Origin of the sequence: Acinetobacter sp. SwsAc4 (assembly GCF_013391535.1) — a bacterium.
Taxonomy (GTDB): domain Bacteria; phylum Pseudomonadota; class Gammaproteobacteria; order Pseudomonadales; family Moraxellaceae; genus Acinetobacter.
The window spans coordinates 49,373-66,898 of sequence record NZ_JACAXC010000010.1; the positions used below are offsets into that span (position 1 = coordinate 49,373).

A 17,526-nucleotide genomic window follows, 5' to 3' on the forward strand; every position below is an offset into this window, starting at 1 on the left:
GTAAAGAGGATGCTAATCATTGGCCTTGGTATTTGCATGACCTAAAAACACTCGAGCTCAACAATAAAGAAGAACTTACCAACACCCTTAGATTTATTTGGTGTGATGACATGTCACCTAGCCGTAAACTATCTTACGAATTAATAGACTTGGTCTCGAATCAAACGTTTTTGAAAACATGCCTATAACGCGAGAAATGAATGAAACTGCATTAATCGTAGTAGAAAAAAGTTTTAATGCTTTTAATCAATTTATGGATCAGCTTGAATTGAACTTGAAAAATGAAATTAAAATTAATTAAGTGTTTTTTAATCAAAAACTAAAAGGGCTACTTCAATTGTGAAATAGCCATTTTCAATACTAAATAGCAATTCAACTATTAAATCTTATCATTCGGATAAACATCTAAAACAGTTTTTTCATGTCTTACGCTTGCAGCAGCTTCTGCGGCTGCTTGCTGAGCAAGTTGGATCTGCTCTTTTCTGAGGTGGTCAATATCTTTACGTAATCGTTTAATTTCCCAATTCGTTTGGAAAACACGAAATACTTGAACACCTAGAAGCAAACCGACCACGACACCTAATGCCAAAGTCAATAAAAGCAATAAACCTAAACGCATTGCAGGAACTTGAGTAAACAATAGGTTTACTTCTAATTCTGCTGGATTTTGTAAAACTAGAGCAAGTGAATAACCAAAAATGGCGATGAGTAATGCTATAAGAATATAACGCATGAACACCTCAATTTTTTATTAATCAAAAGTCTCGTTTACTGCATCACGAAGTGCTTTACCTGGTTTGAAATGCGGTACAGCTTTTGCTGCAACATCAACTGATTTACCAGTTTTAGGATTACGCCCTAAACGTGGCTCACGATGATGTAATGCAAAACTGCCAAAACCACGAATCTCAATACGATCGCCACTCGAAAGTGCTTCAATCATTTGATCAATCATAATTTTAACTGCATCTTCGACCAACGGTTCTGCCAAATGAGGGTTTTTAAGGGCAATCCGTTCAATCAAATCAGATTTGTTAAGTGCGTCAGTAGTCATCGTTGACCTCTTTAATTATTGCTACTTTTCAATATTTTAATAATAACCTGTTTAAATACAAAACGGTAGCGCAGTACATCGATACTACGCTACCGTTTGCAGTATTTTTGTATAAAAAGGTACATCTCTGTTACAAGAAATGTACCTTTTAACAAATTACTTCATTTGAGCTTTAATCAAATCACCAATAGTCTTAGGACCATTAGCTTCTGAAACTTGAGCTGCTGCTTGACGAGCATTGTTCACAGCTTCTTTCTCTTCAGCTTCGTCTTTCGCTTTGATAGACAAGTTGATAGAGCGAGATTTACGATCAACGTTGATGATCTTCGCTTCAACTTCTTGGCCAACTTCTAAGAATTTAGTTGCATCTTCAACGCGGTCACGGTTGATTTCAGAAGCTTTAAGCGTTGCTTCGATGTCATCAGCTAATTTAACTGTAGCACCTTTAGCATCAACAGCAGTTACAGTACCTTTAACTAAAGCACCGCGCTCGTTCGCAGCTAAGAAATCATTGAATGGATCGCTGTTTAATTGCTTGATACCAAGGCTGATACGGTTACCTTCAGCGTCTACAGATAAGATAACTGCTTCAACTGTGTCACCTTTCTTGTAACGACGGATAGCTTCTTCGCCTTGTTCGTTCCAAGAAATGTCAGATAAATGTACTAAACCGTCGATACCACCAGATAAACCGATGAAGATACCGAAATCAGTGATTGACTTGATCGTACCAGAAACTTTTTCGCCTTTTTCATTTGCTTTAGCAAACTCTTCCCATGGGTTAGCACGAGTTTGTTTGATACCCAATGAAATACGACGACGTTCTTCGTCAACTTCAAGAACCATAACATCAACTTCATCACCGATCTGAACAACTTTAGATGGGTGGATGTTTTTGTTTGTGTGGTCCATTTCTGAAACGTGTACTAAGCCTTCAACGCCTTCAGCGATTTCTGCAAAGCAACCGTAGTCAGTTAAATTAGTTACACGTGCTTTAACGATAGAACCTTTAGGGTAACGGCTCATGATCGCTAACCATGGATCTTCGCCTAATTGCTTAAGACCTAAAGATACGCGGTTACGCTCGCGGTCAAATTTAAGTACTTTAACAGTAACTTCTTGACCAACTTCAACAACTTCTGAAGGGTGCTTGATACGCTTCCAAGCCATATCTGTGATATGTAGAAGACCATCGATACCGCCAAGGTCAACGAACGCGCCGTAATCAGTAAGGTTCTTGATAGTACCTGTAACTGTTTGACCTTCTTCAAGTTGAGCAAGTAATGCTTCACGGTCAGCTGAAGATTCAGCTTCCATAACTGCACGACGAGAAACTACAACGTTGTTACGCTTAGCATCAAGTTTGATTACTTTGAACTCTAACTCTTTACCTTCAAGGTGAGTTGTGTCACGGATAGGACGAGTGTCAACTAAAGAACCTGGTAAGAATGCACGTACAGGACCAATGTCAACAGTGAAACCACCTTTAACCTTACCAGAGATAACACCAGTAACGATTTCGCCGTCTTCAAAGATTTTCTCAAGTTTAGTCCAAGTTTCAGCACGTTTCGCTTTTTCACGTGATAAAACTGTTTGACCCATACCGTTGTCAAGCGCTTCAACAACTACGTCAACAGTATCGCCAACTTGAACTTCAAGTTCACGTTGTTCATTTAAAAATTCAGCACGGTCAACTACGCCTTCAGATTTAAGGCCAGTGTCAACAGTAACCCAGTCAGAATCGATACTAACAACAGTACCTTGGATGACTGCACCCTTTTCAACGTTGAGGTTTAATTCACTTTCTTCAAAGAGGGCTGCAAAAGATTCGGTCATGATATACCTGATAAAGTCCGCGGTCTTGGATCAGACAAGGCCGGTTTAGTTAAGTTGTTACATTGTCCAAAAAATCTGATCAAGCAATGCTTCAACTGAAAATAAAATGGTCTATCTATTGAATACGGCTATCGATATAGTTCACCATTAACTGAAATACTTCATTGATGCCTATTGTAGAACTATCAATGATATACGCGTCTTCAGCTGGCTTGAGCGGAGCAACAGCTCGCTCCATATCTCTTTTATCTCTAGCCTGTATGTTAGATAAAATGTCGCTTATTTTAGCATCAAGACCCATACCCTGCAACTGTTTTACTCTACGCTCTGCTCGAGATTCAGCCGATGCTGTTAAGTATATTTTAGCTTGAGCCTCTGGAAAAATTGACGTCGCCATATCTCGTCCATCAGCTACCAAACCAGGGGCTTGAATAAATGCACGTTGGCGCGCAAATAATGCTTTTCTTAATTCAGGAACAGTTGCAACTTTAGAGGCATATTCTCCGACCTGTTCAGTACGAATGGTATTTGTGACATCTACACCTTCTAGTAAAACAAGGGTCGCAGCCTCAGTCGTTTTAAATTCAATATCTAAATTCGTTGCGTATTCAACGCATTGACCTAAATTAGAGTCGATTTGATCAAGTAAGCCACGTTGAAATAATGACAGCCCGAGTAAACGATATAAAGCACCAGAGTCTAATAGATTAAAACCATAATAAGCAGCTATTTTGGCTGCCAAGGTCCCTTTACCAGAACCACTAGGACCATCAATCGTAATAATATGAACTGTCATTCCCGTCTCTTATGAAGCAACTGACTTCGCTAATTTTGAAAAACCTAGTGTAATCGCTGCTTTGAGTTGTGCAAGAACTAATTTACTTACAAAAGGCGCTTTTGCTGTAAATTCAATCTTGTAAGTCACTAAAGTAATAAACGGTGTGATTTCTTTAAAATCAATTTGCCCGAGATGGTGTTTAACCAAAGGATTATTAATCAATTTATATTCGATACGCTTATTCTCTTCTAGTAATGTAATTTCTTCTTGAAGAGGCTTGATTGGTCCAAAGCCCATACGGCGAATTGAACCGATTCCATCTGGACGCTGAGGATCAGCAGAATCTTTTACACGTACAACTTGTAAAGGAGCAAATGCTTTACTATAAGTTGCGTGCTTTGACAATAAGTCAAAAACTTCAGAAATTGGTGCGTTGAATTCTTTTTGTATGGTGATTGCGTTACGCATAACTTTGCCTTTTTGATTTAGCTAAAATCTTCGGAGGCATAGTTTGCCACAACTAATGAGACATTTTTAATCATTTAAGGACGTTTTTAATAGCCGAGTTTTCTTTTTTTCTTCTCGTCTTTGTTTAAAAAATTCACTTAATTGCAATGAACATTCAGCTTGCATACAACCTTGTTCAAATACGAATTTATGATTGTAATAGCCATTTTCTAATAATTGTCGAGCACTGACCAACGAACCAGCCTTAGGCTCTGTCGTGGCAAACACTACTTTTTTGACACGAGCATGAATGAGTGCGCCAACACACATCGTACAAGGTTCAAGCGTCACATATAATATGGCATCATCTGGTAAACGATAGTTATTCAATGATTGACAGGCTGCACGTAAAGCTTGAATTTCAGCATGAGCGGTAGGATCAGATTGTTTAATTGGTGCATTATAACCAGCACCAATAACTTTCTCTTGACTCACTATCACCGCTCCAACAGGAATTTCACCCTGCGAAGCAGCTAGTGCAGCTTGCTCATAAGCAAGCTGCATCCAATATTCATCATTAAAGTTTTCTGAAGTTGTGACGTCTATACTCATCGATTTTAAGCAATAACACCATATTGTCTTAATAAAGCATTCCAACTATCAATTGTAGTTACTGGAGCACAATCAGATAAAATATCTTTCAATGTAATCTTTTCCGCTGCTTTCCATTCTGGTGATAAGTCTTTATCAACTAAACGTGCACGGACACCCTCAACAAAATCTGGATGGCGGATTTTCCAATCAGAGATTTGTGATTCTAGTGCAAAAACTTCATCCCAAGCATGTCCTTGCTTACCCCATTGCCATAGCAACCATGTAATCGCAGCAGTACTTGGAGAACCTTTTTGCAGATTCTCACTTGCCTGACGTAACCAATCACTACTTGCATCACTCAAACCAATAATCGCTTGATAGTCATACTCAAAACTTTGACCACGACATACGCTATGAATCACATCGATTGAATTTTGTAACGGACCTGATGATACAGGGCGATGTAGACTATTTAAAGTATCATCGATTGCACGGAAAGCACCCGCAGGATAATGATTCCAATCCACATTCAAAACTTTTTGAAGAACATTATCTCGCTGTGCCTCACAAATATGAGTTGCCCAACCAATGCTAAAAGCACCAGCTGAAGTCATGATTGAACCCGTTAAACCTGTAAACAGCCCAATTTGACCACGATCAGCAAGGAAACGACTCCCCCCTACATCAGGATAGAGACCAATATTGATTTCAGGCATTGCAAGACGTGAATAAGGTGTAACTAGACGAAATGGCGCAGCCATGAATAGGCCTAAACCACCACCCATGACATAACCTTCACCCCAAACTACAATTGGCTTAGCATAGTTATGAAGCAATAAATCAAGCGCATATTCTTGTTCAAAAAACTTATTTGCCGTATCTACTTCATTATTAATGACAAGTTGACGGAGTTTACGAACATCACCACCTGCGCAAAATGCTTTCGGTGTGGTTGAATCAAACCAAATTGCTTTAACACTGTCATCTTCATGAAAATATTCAAATATTTTCAATAAAGCGCTCACAATTGACTCATCAAGTGCATGTAAAGATTTTGGTCGGTTTAAACGAACAATACGCCAACCATTTTTAGCGTTTTCGATGATTAAATCTGGGTGATAACTATTTAAATCGGGAGAAGTCATTATGCGTCCAGTTGCCAGTCTATTGGCTCAATGCCATGTTGTTTCAAATAATGATTTGTTTTAGAAAATACTTTACAGCCAAAAAAACCACCTCTGTTTGCAGCAAGCGGTGATGGATGAGCTGCTGTTAACACTAGATGTTTATTTCGATCAATGCGCTGTCCTTTACGTTGTGCATAAGCACCCCATAAGATAAACACAACATGCTCACGCTGTTCATTTAACACATCAATTACAGCATCAGTAAATTCTTCCCAGCCTTGTTTTTGATGAGAAGTTGGCTGTCCTGCTTCAACAGTGAGTACACTGTTTAATAGCAATACCCCTTGAGCAGCCCATTTACTTAAATCCCCATGACGTGAAATCGGGACTGTGAGATCAGTATGCAATTCATGAAAAATATTACGCAAAGATGGTGGTAATGCAACCCCTCTTTGTACAGAAAAGCTTAGACCATTAGCTTGATTAGGGCCATGATATGGATCTTGACCCAATATCACGACTTTTACATCCTGTAATGGGGTTGTATTCAATGCATTGAAAATTTGCTTGCTAGGTGGATAAATCGTTTTCTGAGCAAGGATTTGTTGCTGTAGAAACTCTCTTAAATGATCCATTTTCTGACTGAGTAGAAATTCTGACAAAGAGATTTTCCAGGACTCATCCAACTGAACTTTATTAAGTTTTTTCTGCTGCTGTTCAGTAAATTGCATCAACATTCCTTGAAATAACGACTCCAACATTTAAATCTTGCTGACCTAAATGTTAACTTGTAACTCTACATTTGGATTTTGGAATTTAATTCCATTTTTCAGATTTTCATACATTTGAGGATCACTCCACTCAACTTGTACTTGCTCTGAAAAAATAATTTGGTCTAGGCTAAGTAAACCCATTTGCTCATTTTCAATATCTTCTAAAAAACTTTGTGCGTAACCTGTATCAGTTTCATGCACGATCACTGAATAGACCTCAACATCACCCTCACCATTCTGTGTTGTGGTTGAAGCGAGCACCTGTTGCGCTAGATAAAAGAAAATCCTTGAAAACTGTTCAGCTGATGGTGAAACTGGCAAGGCAACCCAACGTGCACTAAAAGTTTTACACGCTTGAATATATTCAGGATCATCTTTTTGCCAATAACAAATTGCGTGATCAAAACTGTCAAAAAGCTCTTTAATCACACCTTTTAATAGACCAAAATCATAGACCATTTGCCCATGATCTAATTTTGAGGCTTTTAACAGTAATTCAACTTTATAACTATGCCCGTGAATCGAACGCTTACAGCGATCTGATGTACAATTACGTACAATATGAGCATTTTCAAACTTAAATAATTTACGAATTAACATGCACCAAGCTGATCTATATCTGCAAACAGATTTTATTATAAAGCAAAAAAATCATCGGTGGGATTGATTTTAAGCCTTGTGACTATTCAATAATCCAATCTATACAAAGACTAGAATGGTGCAAGACTTCTTGAATACACAATCACTTGTTTATCTTTTCTCATCATTAAGCTGTTAAATTGGCGCTTACGCTCGCTTAGCATCACTTCAATTTGAGCCGTAAAATAATTTGATTTACTATCTAATAAAGACGCAGCATCGGTTTTACTCTGCTCATCAATCCCAGAAAAAGCACTTAATTTCCATAAATCATCTACATTATTAAAATGCGTTAACTCAGTTTCCTTGATTTTTAATTGTTGTTCGATAGCTTTGACATCTACTTTAGGATCAATACTGGCTAATAGTAATGCAGGTGCTGTATTCATATTCACCTTCGTCTGTTCAGGTAATGCCGTGACATAAGGTTTGATCAAATCGTAGTTTTTGCCTTCAAAACCTCGTACAAGTTTTAATTCTTCTATACTATGAAACTTGGTATTCGGCGTTAAATATGCAGGATTTAGTCCTTGGTAATAGCTACTCTCCGCACCCATTGCGCCAGTCACTTCATCATTTGTGTCTTGCCAATCAATCACAGCTTGACTGAGTTCAGCAGGCAGACCTACACGTTGCAATAACTTTTCAAACCAACGTCGAGCAGAATCATCAACTTGATTGCCATCAGCCTTAACCAAATTATTTAGATTAAACTTTCCTGACTCATCTAGTAGTTTTCCTGAGACTGATCCATCTTCTACGGGAAATGATGGCATCGGCTTTGCCCAGTTTTCCTGTAAATGATCAATACTACCACCATTATCGCTATCTTGAATGAGTAACTCTGAAAAAAAAGCTTCTGCACTTTTTGCGTACAATAACGATTGATCCTGACGCATCAAATAGCCCGTATTTTCAGCGGTATTGGTTTGCCGTTTTGCAATTGTTGCAGCCAAAATCGTTGCTAAAGCAACCATGACTAAAATCGTTAATAAAGCTACGCCACGCTGAGATGAATAGTTTTTCATGGTGGTGAGTTATTTCCCAACAATTGATTTGCATTCACTAGACTATAAATCCACTCGTAATCCGTACCTGCAACACTAAGCTGTATTTTTATGCCTAATGGTAATTTTTTTAACTCATTAATATTATTAGGATCACCAATATTTTCAGGCCATTGTGTCAGTTCCTGTGGATTCATGACGACCACTTTAAATTGATCTACATTTTCTAATAAGGTACTTGAGATGGGTTGTACCCGATTTGGAATATTTAGATTTGAATATTTGAGTCGATAAACTTTTTTCTGTGTTGAATCGTAGCGATATTCAATACGTTCATAAGGTGACAAACCTTGTTTCAACGGATCGGACACTCCTGCTTTACTAAACATAAAACCACGATCATTTAGCACCAAAGCGGCTTGTAATTGTCGACCATCATTTGCCGTTAATGGAATAATTTGCAGACTATCTCTTAGAATCTGCTGATAGGCATCTTGTAACGCAAATAAATGTGTTTCATGCTCTGCATTACGATCTTTGACTTTTAATAAATAATCAAAAACTTTCCAACCAAGCATTGAAAGTACGGCAAAAATAGCAATTGCAACCAGCAATTCAACAAGGGTAAAACCCTTTTTAATTTTCATCATGTTTTAGCTTTTGCTGGATAATTAAAAAACACCATATTGGTGATGCCCGCTTCAACTTTACCATGCTCAGTATTAAATAAACTTACTTGTAATTCGATACGTTGTATTTTGGGGCTAATTGTAGCCTGTGCTTTTTTATCAATCTGCCAAGTCTCACCTTGAGAAGTCACCTGTTTCGATTGCGTTCCATCTAACCATTCTTGATTCATTTCCATCATTGCAATCTCATTCATTGCAACGAACTGTGCTTTTGTTCGCAAAATCGCACTCGATGTAGATTGTGTATATTGCATGGCAATTTTTGTTAATGCAATTGCAGCGACAGCAAATATCGCTAAAGCAACCATTACTTCCAACAGGGTAAATGCTTTAATCTTCTTCATTTATTTTACCCAAATGATCTATTTCAAACTCATGTCCAATTGGCTGTTGCTCATAATAAAATTGAATACGGACAGGCTTAACTTCACCATTGCCAAACCATATGAGTTGCGGTGCTTTACCACCTAATAAGTCCTCATTTCTCGCTTTTCGATATTCTTCAGCATTTAAAGTTTGAATACTAAAAGATACGCTAGTCGGTAGCTCTCGAAGTTTAAACTCTTTATATGGCTGCCAAGTCCGATCAGCTTGCTGAATTTGCTCATGGCTCTGATCATGATATTCAAACAAATTATAGCGAAATGGTGCAACGTCAGTCGCATTTTGAGTATTTAAGGCAAAAACTTTAGCTTGATCCGTTGATTCTTTATTAATCTTTTTTAAATCAAGTATAAACATTTCTCTGGCTTGCATCGCTCGACGTTGATCTACACCACCAATATTCAGAACAACCAAAGATGTCATAATCGTCATGATTACAATCACCACCATGATCTCAATGAGGGTAAAACCTTGTTGTAATCTATGTGGTGATTTCATTTTATTTATCAGCCATTCGCTAAATATTCAATTTGTTTTGGCAAACCTAAAGCTTGATCAATATAAGCCACACGTAAACTATCACGTGAACCTAAATAACGCTGATAAAAGCTCGAATTCAGAATAACTGCTGCACCATAAGTCAGAGACCAAATCGAAGCCAAATAATCACGCGTTGTCATCGTGCTATTTATATCTAATAAATAACTTTCTGTCATACGAATGATAATACGTAAACGTTGACGACGAACTTTATACAATTCGCTAAATAATAACTGAATACCTTGACCCGTCGTAGAGAGGCGTTCTTCAATTTGATGAAATAAAGCAGTACGTTCAGGATGATGTAAATGGTGTAGCATGAAAAAAGCTAGATGCTCAGGGAAAGCTTTCTCTGTATCCTGAATCATTTCAAGCAGCATTCGTTCATTACGAATAATCAGCAACATATACAATTCATCTTTGCTCTGAAAGTGCTTATATAATGTGCCTTTAGCAAGATCTAATTCCGCCGCTAAAGCGTCCAAAGTCATGCCTGCTTCACCATTTTCTAATAGGAGTTGCTCAGCGATCTGAAAAATTAAGGCTTCTCGTGCTCTAAACTGAGCTTGGCGATCCATTTTCACGTGATAACTCTCTTTGCTAATACAACTAAACCGTTTACTTCAAACGAAGAAGATTCTCAAAATTCTGTGTGGTAATCATACCTATTTCTTCAACTGACTTGTTATATACATCCGCTAACGCCTTTGCAACATAAGGCACATATTTAGGCTCATTGGTTTTACCCCGATAAGGCATAGGTGCTAAATATGGGCTATCCGTTTCAATTAACAACCGATCAAGCGGCACTTGTTTAGCTACATCACGTAATTCTTGTGCATTTTTGAATGAAACAATACCAGAAAAAGAAATATAGTAACCACAATCTAAAACAGACTTCGCTGTTTCCCAATCTTCGGTGAAACAATGCAAAATACCATGTGTGGACTGCTCTGCTCTTATAATATCGACGGTATCGTGTTTGGCTGATCGTGTATGCACAACCACAGGTTTTTTTACAATTTTTGATGCATGAATATGACGGGCAAAACATCGTTTCTGTTCTGCAATAAAATCTGTACTGTGATAATAATCTAAACCTGTTTCCCCTAATGCCCATACCTTATCAGACTGTGCTAGCTCTACGAGGTAGTCTGTTGTTGCTCGCGCCATATTATGATCATCCTCGCATGGATGAACACCTACAGAATAACCCACGTCATCATGTCGAGAAGCGATTTCAGCCAATTTAATATGATCATCCAAATCAACTGAGATGCCCATAAATTTTGAAACACCTGCAAGGCGAGCTTGGGCAAGCGCTTGATCTAAACTCCCATCGTAAGGACTCAGATCTAACATCGTTAAATGACAATGGGTATCAACAAACACGCTTATTTCCTATCAACTTACATCGTAAAACTTGGACGATCCATCGCTTTTGAACCAGCCAACAATCTCTCAGCCTCATTTTTGTAATACACACCTTTTTCACCAGCAAGCTGAATTGCAAAACCTTGTGGTTTAAAATGTGTTTGTTTATGCGAAATCCAAATTACCTTACCCGTTAATGGGATTTTTTGTGACTGCTCTGGTAAAGTCGCTAACACAAAAACTTCCTGTCCCATTTTTACGGCTTGTTTCGTGGAAACAAATAAACCGCCACCTTGCACAAAAGGCATATAACTTGATTGCAAAGTTGCTTTATCAGGAATATTGACCTGTATAATTCCGCCCATCATTTGTGGTTGCATAACATTCCCCTGTCAAATACAAATAGTTTGAAATATCTATATTTTCATAGCATTAGTAAATTTTTAAGCATATTTACATGCCTCTCAAATTCAATATTTTCTACCGTCAATTTAAAAAACTATAATTACTGCCATTTTAATTATAGGAAACAATCCGACAAACAACAAATAATGTTTGAGGAAAACTGTTCGAAAACAAACAAAAATGGTTTTTATTTAAACAAATATAGCCTTCGATGAATCACGATTTCAGAGGTGATCACCATAACGAAAGCAAATGCTTTTTGGCTATTACAAAATCAAGCATTCAATCAACATAAAAGATTTTAATACCCTATCTAAACCACATGCATCAATTGAATAAACAACTGATCTAGTATCAACTGTGTTTGTACATTTTGCTCAACCATCAATTTTTTCTGTTGCAGGTCAGAATAAATTTGAAATAAGCTTTCTAAGTCATAAAGCTGTGCAAGCTGTGTTAAATCTAAGTCTTTATTTCTCAAAGATTGATTTAATTTTATAGCGACTAAATCGGTCAATAAATATTCAAACATTGTCATAAATTCAGAGAAACTCAACTCTTTCGACCACTTGCTTGAATAACTTAAAGGCATATTTTTTTCTGAGACCAACTTAAACCAATCTTTCAAGAATAAATCTCTTTTATGCAACCAATCGCTCTGATTAATTTCAACGGCAGTCAATGGCATGCCATTTGCGAGATTAAGCAACAAATCAATGTGTTCAGCTGAAATATTCGCTATTTGCTGCTGAATAAAGTTTTGTGCATCTTGGGTATCTAGACGGTCTAAAGCGAAATGCTGCAAACGGCTTCGAATCGTTGCTGGTAATTTCAAGTAATGATCGGCCAATAGAATCAGAATAACCCTTTCTCCAGGTTCCTCTAAAGTCTTTAGCAATGCATTTGCGGATGCTATATTCAAAGCCTCCGCTGGCTCAATCACAACGACTCGCCATCCATCACCAGTCTGTTGAACAAATGGTAATAAATCACGAATCTTTTCGATTTTTATCTTGGCATTTTGCTTTTTATTTTCTTCATCTGTGGTGATATGGACATAGCGAGGATGTGTATTAGACTTCAACCAAAGACAACTTGTACATTCACCACAAGCTTGTTCGGCTTGTTTGTTTAAACATAATACCCATGCCACAAAACGCTCAGTAAATTGATGTTTCGCGCAGCCATGTTTACCATAAAAAAGTAAACCATGACCTATATCGGGAAAACGCGTTGTCAACAACGCCCATGTCTGCTTGTGCCAAGGATAAACGGTTGTTGACTGCATACTCATCATAATTATTCAAATAAACTTACTGGTAGCGCATTTAAACGCTCTAGATCAGCTTGTGTATCTACACCCGGAGGCAGATTGGCTTCAGCAATATCGATCGCAATACGATGACCATTTTCTAATACGCGTAATTGTTCAAGACTTTCTAATTTTTCAAGATCGCCTTGTTCCCATAACACATATTCTTGCAACAATTTCACACGATATGCATATAAACCCAGATGACGAAAAGCACGATCATGCAGCTTTGGCTGCTGTAATTTTGCGCCATCACGATCATAAGGAATAGTTGCTCGACTAAAATATAATGCTTCTTTACGATTACTCATCACAACTTTGACGATACTATCGCGCTGAAATTCATCTAATGCGTGAATAGGCTCGCATAAAGTAGACATTGAGCAATGCGGTTGATCAACTAAAAGCTGAGTAACTTGTTGAACCAATTGAGCAGGAAGTAATGGTTCATCACCCTGTACATTGACAATAATATCGTTTTCTGCCCAGCCTTTTAGACGAGCAACTTCACTCAAACGATCTGTGCCTGACGGATGATCGGCACTGGTTAAAACCACATCAATTCCTTCCGAACGACACACTTCTGCAATACGCTCATCATCAGTCGCAACACATAAATCATCAAAACCTGCAACTTTCTTCGCTTGATCTACGACACGTAAAATCATTGGGCGACCATGAATAAGCAAAAGTGGTTTTGCAGGTAAACGTGAACTCGCAAAACGAGCAGGAATGACAATATGTTTCATGTTAGAACTCTAAGAAAATTGGATACCGACTTGTTGCAATTGTTGTTTCAATAAATCATAACAGTCTGCAGATAAAACCGCTTCAACAGGCACAACCCAAATCGGAATATTAAATTCTGGGTATTGTTTCAATAAAACCTTAAGCTTTACCGCATCTTTTTCTGTGGTAATAATTGCATCTTGATTATTGAAGGTGAGATCATCGATCTGATAATCATAATGATCAGCAAACTCATGTGTTTGATATTGTTTCACATTCAATTGATTTAAAGTTTGATAAAATCGTTGTGGGAAACCAATACCAACAACCACATTAAAATACTGATTTGGATCAAACACATTTAAATCTGTATTTAAATTTAACAGATATGGCTGACCAATCACTAAATGCATATTCCTTTGTGATTGGGCAATTTTAGTATGTTCAATAACCGTACTTCTATTCAAGCGCGATTTAGGCTCACGTAGGTACCCTTCGGGCAACAACTTCTCATTCCCTAAACCACGATTTTGATCTAGAACAATCCATTCAATTTGACGTGCTAATGCCCAATGCTGCAAACCATCATCGCTAATAATTAAATCGAGTTTTTCAGATTTCAATAATAATTCAATTGATGCTTGACGATTTGGCCCAACCGCCATGGGTACATGAGTAGATTGAACAATTAAGCATGGCTCATCACCAGCAAAATCTGGTTCAGACAAAGCATTCACCAAAACTGGAAAAGGTCCTTTGCCACCATATCCTCGACTAATTACACCAACGCGAACACCTTGTTGCTGTAAATATTTAACGAGCTGAATTAATAAAGGTGTTTTCCCACTTCCTCCAACCGTAATATTACCAATAATCATCACAGGAATTGGGGCAGTGTATTTTTTCTTAAGACCAACCGTATATAAGGTTTTATTTAATTTAAAAATTAAGCGATACAATAATGATAAAGGACGCAACACGATCAACCACGACGCTTTTTTATTCCAAGCATCTTGTACGTGTTGCGCAATAGACATTATTAATTTTCCTCAAAATTACGTTGATGCAATTGATAATACACGCCATGTTTATTTAGCAACTCAGTATGTGTGCCCTGCTCGATAATTTGTCCTTTGTCCATTACCACAATAAGATCTGCATTTTCAACTGTAGATAAACGGTGCGCAATTACTATCGTCGTACGACCTTGCATCGCTTCATCAAAAGCTTGTTGGATGAAGTATTCAGACTCATTATCAAGCGCACTGGTTGCTTCATCTAAGATTAAGATTGGAGAATCTTTTAAGATTGCTCTGGCAATCGCGATACGTTGACGCTGACCGCCTGAAAGATTTAAACCTTGCGCACCAAGTATTGTGTCGTAACCCTGTGGCAAATTCACAATAAAGTCATGCGCATAAGCAGCTTTTGCAGCTGCAATAACCTGTTCATCACTTGAGTCTTGAAGCTGACCATAAGCAATATTGTCACGCACTGAACGATTGAATAGCACAACCTGTTGATTGACTGTCGCAATTTGTGAGCGAAGATAAGAAAGCTCTATCTCTTGTACAGGAATATCATCAAAATAAATTTCCCCTTCACTTAATTCTTGAAAACGCGGCAGCATATTCACTAATGAGGTTTTCCCTGCACCAGATCGACCAACCAAAGCAATGGTCTGACCTGCTTCAATATTTAGACAAAAGTCCTTAATTGCATGCGTACCATCTGTATAACGCAGATTAGCATGATCAAATTTAATATTGCCTTTCAAAACTGGCTTAAGCTGACCATTATTTTCTTCTTCTGGCATGTCAAGTAGTTCAAATACCGAATGTGCAGCTGCTAAACCACGCTGAAGTTTCTCATTAATATCAGTTAAATTCTTCACTGGTTTAGAGATCAGACCTGCCGCAGTAATGTAGGAAACAAACTCTCCTGCTGAGGTGTCACCTAAAACCTGTGGGCGAAGCGCTAACCATAAAATAATTGCCATTGCCATAGACAATAGTAATTGTATGATCGGGCTATTAATATTCTGCACCACAACCATTTTTAGGCCACGACGAAGGTTTTCCTCAGAAGATTTGTAAAAACGTTGCTGCTCAAAAACCTCACCCGTAAAACTCTTAACCACCGAGTTTCCATTAATCGTTTCTTGTACCACATGGTTCACATCGCCCATCGTGTTTTGCACTTGAATTGACAACTTACGCATTTTCTTAGATGCGATTCTGACCAATATCCCAATGAAAGGCATGAAAACCACGATACATAGAGTCAAACGCCAGTTGGTATAGAGTAAATAACTCAACAAACCAATAACAATTAAACCATCTTTAACTAATGTTTGTAGAGATTCAGATGATGCTGCTGTGAGTTGTTCGACGTTATACATCAATTTTGCACTGATATGACCTGCACTGTTATCAAGATAATATTGCGCAGGTAAGCGCAGTAATTTAGCATAAACTTCTTGACGAATACTAAATACCAAACTACGTGAAATAACTGCTGAAAAGTATCCACCTAAGAACAAACCAAGGCCACGGAAAAACATAAGTAAGACAATTAAGACCGGGAACCAATCTAAATTTTCGCGACTACCATTTTGGATTGCATCAATAATATATTTCAATAACTTTGCGACAGAAACCTCTGTCGCAGCGTTGATTCCAAAACCAAGTAAGACGAATAAGGCAACGCCCCAATAAGATTTTAAATATGATATTAAACGGACATAAACCTTAAAATCCTGATTCACTCAGTAAAACCTCTAGTTGGAACTTTGGTGCTAATATTGACATTAACAAAGCCGAGTTGACCTGCCACATCCATTACACGAATCACATCTTCATGTTTTGCTTTTGCATCAGCTGCAATAATAAACATAAAATCACGACGATCCTGTGCAGCCTGTTTAATCGCAGTACTGAGATCGGCACTATCTTTGGTCGATAATGCTTGACCATTCACAGAATAATGTCCCGTGGAGTCTACCATGATTTCAATTTTGTGATCGAATTGTTTAGGCGGAACACCTTGAGCATCTGGTAAAGTAAGATTTATACGGCTTTGCTGACTAAATGTGGTAGATAATAATAAAAACACCAAAATGAATAACATACAGTCAATCATTGGCGTCAAATTGATATGAATATCTTCAACTTGAGAACGTTTAAATTTCATAATGTCACCTATGCTCAGCTTGCACGGCGATTTTCTTGCACATGAGGTGCTTTTTTGTAGAAAAGTGCAGCATGAAATAATGTTGATTGTTGTTCTAACTCAGCAATATATTCATGTACTACACGTTGAAAATAACGATAAGCAATCATTGCTGGAATCGCTATCAGCATACCTACAGCCGTAGTAATCAATGCTTTAGAAATACCAGGCATCATCATGCTTGCATTTCCAGCAGAACCGATATCAATCACTAAAAACGATTCAATAATACCAAGTACTGTTCCTAACAAACCAAGTAAGGGTGCAATCGCGCTCAATGTACCTAAAAAGTTAATATTTTTTTCTAGATAGCTGATTTCTTGGGAAGCTGTTGCTTCCATTTGTGCACGCGCAAACTGCTCACCTTGATCTTGATGATCATAACCAGCTTTTAAAATACGACCTAACGGACTTTTTACAACGTCTTCTTGCTCTAAATGTGAAATAACATTATCCACATTTGAGCCTTGAACCAGTAATGCTTGAGGTAAAACTTGTGACCGTCTTAAGCGAATATATCGCTCAATTGTAATAGCAACCGTAAAAATTGATGAGAGAATAAGCGGTAGCATTAACCAACCACCCGCTTTCACAAGTTCCCACATAT

Annotated in this window: 22 protein-coding genes; all 22 read right to left on the reverse strand. The window is 37.8% G+C overall.

Going from position 1 to position 17,526, the window contains the following annotated elements; genetic code table 11:
• Positions 1-379 precede the first annotated feature (379 nt).
• The 22 genes from HYG88_RS07040 to HYG88_RS07145 all read right to left on the reverse strand — a co-directional run bounded on the left by HYG88_RS07040 (position 380) and on the right by HYG88_RS07145 (position 17,524).
• Positions 380-733 carry a lipopolysaccharide assembly protein LapA domain-containing protein gene (locus HYG88_RS07040; RefSeq protein ID WP_005159942.1) on the reverse strand — a complete coding sequence of 118 codons (354 nt, stop codon included), beginning with the start codon at positions 731-733 and terminating at the stop codon, positions 380-382.
• Between the two features lie 18 nt (positions 734-751).
• On the reverse strand, positions 752-1,054 hold the full coding sequence (locus tag HYG88_RS07045) for an integration host factor subunit beta (protein WP_005159938.1): 303 nt from the start codon (positions 1,052-1,054) through the stop codon (positions 752-754).
• 156 nt (positions 1,055-1,210) lie between these two features.
• Positions 1,211-2,890, reverse strand: coding sequence for a 30S ribosomal protein S1 (gene rpsA, locus HYG88_RS07050; RefSeq protein ID WP_178882809.1), 1,680 nt, complete (start codon positions 2,888-2,890; stop codon positions 1,211-1,213).
• 115 nt (positions 2,891-3,005) lie between these two features.
• Complete coding sequence (gene cmk, locus HYG88_RS07055) at positions 3,006-3,686, reverse strand: (d)CMP kinase (RefSeq protein WP_005159932.1); 681 nt, start codon at positions 3,684-3,686, stop codon at positions 3,006-3,008.
• Between the two features lie 9 nt (positions 3,687-3,695).
• Positions 3,696-4,136: an SRPBCC family protein gene (locus HYG88_RS07060; protein WP_005159930.1), complete on the reverse strand. Its 441-nt coding sequence runs from the start codon at positions 4,134-4,136 to the stop codon at positions 3,696-3,698.
• Between the two features lie 66 nt (positions 4,137-4,202).
• Positions 4,203-4,727: a tRNA adenosine(34) deaminase TadA gene (tadA, locus tag HYG88_RS07065; RefSeq protein ID WP_005159927.1), complete on the reverse strand. Its 525-nt coding sequence runs from the start codon at positions 4,725-4,727 to the stop codon at positions 4,203-4,205.
• 5 nt (positions 4,728-4,732) lie between these two features.
• Entirely contained in the window at positions 4,733-5,857 is a 1,125-nt protein-coding gene (locus tag HYG88_RS07070; RefSeq protein WP_171063574.1) for an enoyl-CoA hydratase/isomerase family protein, read from the reverse strand.
• Complete coding sequence (gene ung, locus HYG88_RS07075) at positions 5,854-6,567, reverse strand: uracil-DNA glycosylase (protein WP_005159919.1); 714 nt, start codon at positions 6,565-6,567, stop codon at positions 5,854-5,856. The genes HYG88_RS07070 and ung overlap by 4 nt, the downstream gene beginning before the upstream one ends.
• 45 nt (positions 6,568-6,612) lie before the next feature.
• The gene (locus HYG88_RS07080) at positions 6,613-7,209 is read right to left on the reverse strand and encodes a 6-carboxytetrahydropterin synthase (protein ID WP_005159917.1); all 597 of its coding nucleotides are present in this window, start codon (positions 7,207-7,209) and stop codon (positions 6,613-6,615) included.
• A gap of 110 nt (positions 7,210-7,319) precedes the next feature.
• Positions 7,320-8,276: a type II secretion system minor pseudopilin GspK gene (gene gspK / locus HYG88_RS07085; RefSeq protein WP_005159915.1), complete on the reverse strand. Its 957-nt coding sequence runs from the start codon at positions 8,274-8,276 to the stop codon at positions 7,320-7,322.
• Positions 8,273-8,902: a type II secretion system minor pseudopilin GspJ gene (gene gspJ / locus HYG88_RS07090; RefSeq protein ID WP_034602826.1), complete on the reverse strand. Its 630-nt coding sequence runs from the start codon at positions 8,900-8,902 to the stop codon at positions 8,273-8,275. Before gspJ ends, gspK begins: the two co-directional genes overlap by 4 nt.
• Positions 8,902-9,288, reverse strand: coding sequence for a type II secretion system minor pseudopilin GspI (gene gspI, locus HYG88_RS07095; protein ID WP_034602687.1), 387 nt, complete (start codon positions 9,286-9,288; stop codon positions 8,902-8,904). The genes gspJ and gspI overlap by 1 nt, the downstream gene beginning before the upstream one ends.
• Positions 9,275-9,826, reverse strand: coding sequence for a prepilin-type N-terminal cleavage/methylation domain-containing protein (locus HYG88_RS07100; RefSeq protein WP_005159908.1), 552 nt, complete (start codon positions 9,824-9,826; stop codon positions 9,275-9,277). Before HYG88_RS07100 ends, gspI begins: the two co-directional genes overlap by 14 nt.
• Before the next feature lie 8 nt (positions 9,827-9,834).
• Positions 9,835-10,446, reverse strand: a complete 612-nt coding sequence (locus HYG88_RS07105; RefSeq protein WP_034601445.1) for a TetR/AcrR family transcriptional regulator — start codon at positions 10,444-10,446, stop codon at positions 9,835-9,837.
• Between the two features lie 40 nt (positions 10,447-10,486).
• Complete coding sequence (locus HYG88_RS07110; protein ID WP_005159901.1) at positions 10,487-11,260, reverse strand: TatD family hydrolase; 774 nt, start codon at positions 11,258-11,260, stop codon at positions 10,487-10,489.
• 17 nt (positions 11,261-11,277) lie between these two features.
• The gene (locus HYG88_RS07115) at positions 11,278-11,622 is read right to left on the reverse strand and encodes a PilZ domain-containing protein (protein ID WP_005159897.1); all 345 of its coding nucleotides are present in this window, start codon (positions 11,620-11,622) and stop codon (positions 11,278-11,280) included.
• A 338-nt stretch (positions 11,623-11,960) separates the two neighbouring features.
• A complete protein-coding gene (locus tag HYG88_RS07120) occupies positions 11,961-12,944 on the reverse strand; it encodes a DNA polymerase III, delta' subunit (RefSeq protein WP_005159891.1) in 984 nt (327 codons plus the stop codon).
• A 2-nt stretch (positions 12,945-12,946) separates the two neighbouring features.
• Positions 12,947-13,708, reverse strand: a complete 762-nt coding sequence (kdsB, locus tag HYG88_RS07125) for a 3-deoxy-manno-octulosonate cytidylyltransferase (protein WP_178882810.1) — start codon at positions 13,706-13,708, stop codon at positions 12,947-12,949.
• Positions 13,709-13,717: 9 nt separating this feature from the next.
• Positions 13,718-14,725: a tetraacyldisaccharide 4'-kinase gene (gene lpxK, locus HYG88_RS07130; RefSeq protein ID WP_005159886.1), complete on the reverse strand. Its 1,008-nt coding sequence runs from the start codon at positions 14,723-14,725 to the stop codon at positions 13,718-13,720.
• 2 nt (positions 14,726-14,727) lie between these two features.
• Positions 14,728-16,455, reverse strand: coding sequence for a lipid A export permease/ATP-binding protein MsbA (gene msbA, locus HYG88_RS07135; protein WP_005159885.1), 1,728 nt, complete (start codon positions 16,453-16,455; stop codon positions 14,728-14,730).
• Positions 16,452-16,880: a biopolymer transporter ExbD gene (locus tag HYG88_RS07140; protein ID WP_005159883.1), complete on the reverse strand. Its 429-nt coding sequence runs from the start codon at positions 16,878-16,880 to the stop codon at positions 16,452-16,454. Before HYG88_RS07140 ends, msbA begins: the two co-directional genes overlap by 4 nt.
• A gap of 14 nt (positions 16,881-16,894) precedes the next feature.
• The gene (locus HYG88_RS07145) at positions 16,895-17,524 is read right to left on the reverse strand and encodes a MotA/TolQ/ExbB proton channel family protein (RefSeq protein ID WP_005159881.1); all 630 of its coding nucleotides are present in this window, start codon (positions 17,522-17,524) and stop codon (positions 16,895-16,897) included.
• Positions 17,525-17,526: the final 2 nt, after the last annotated feature.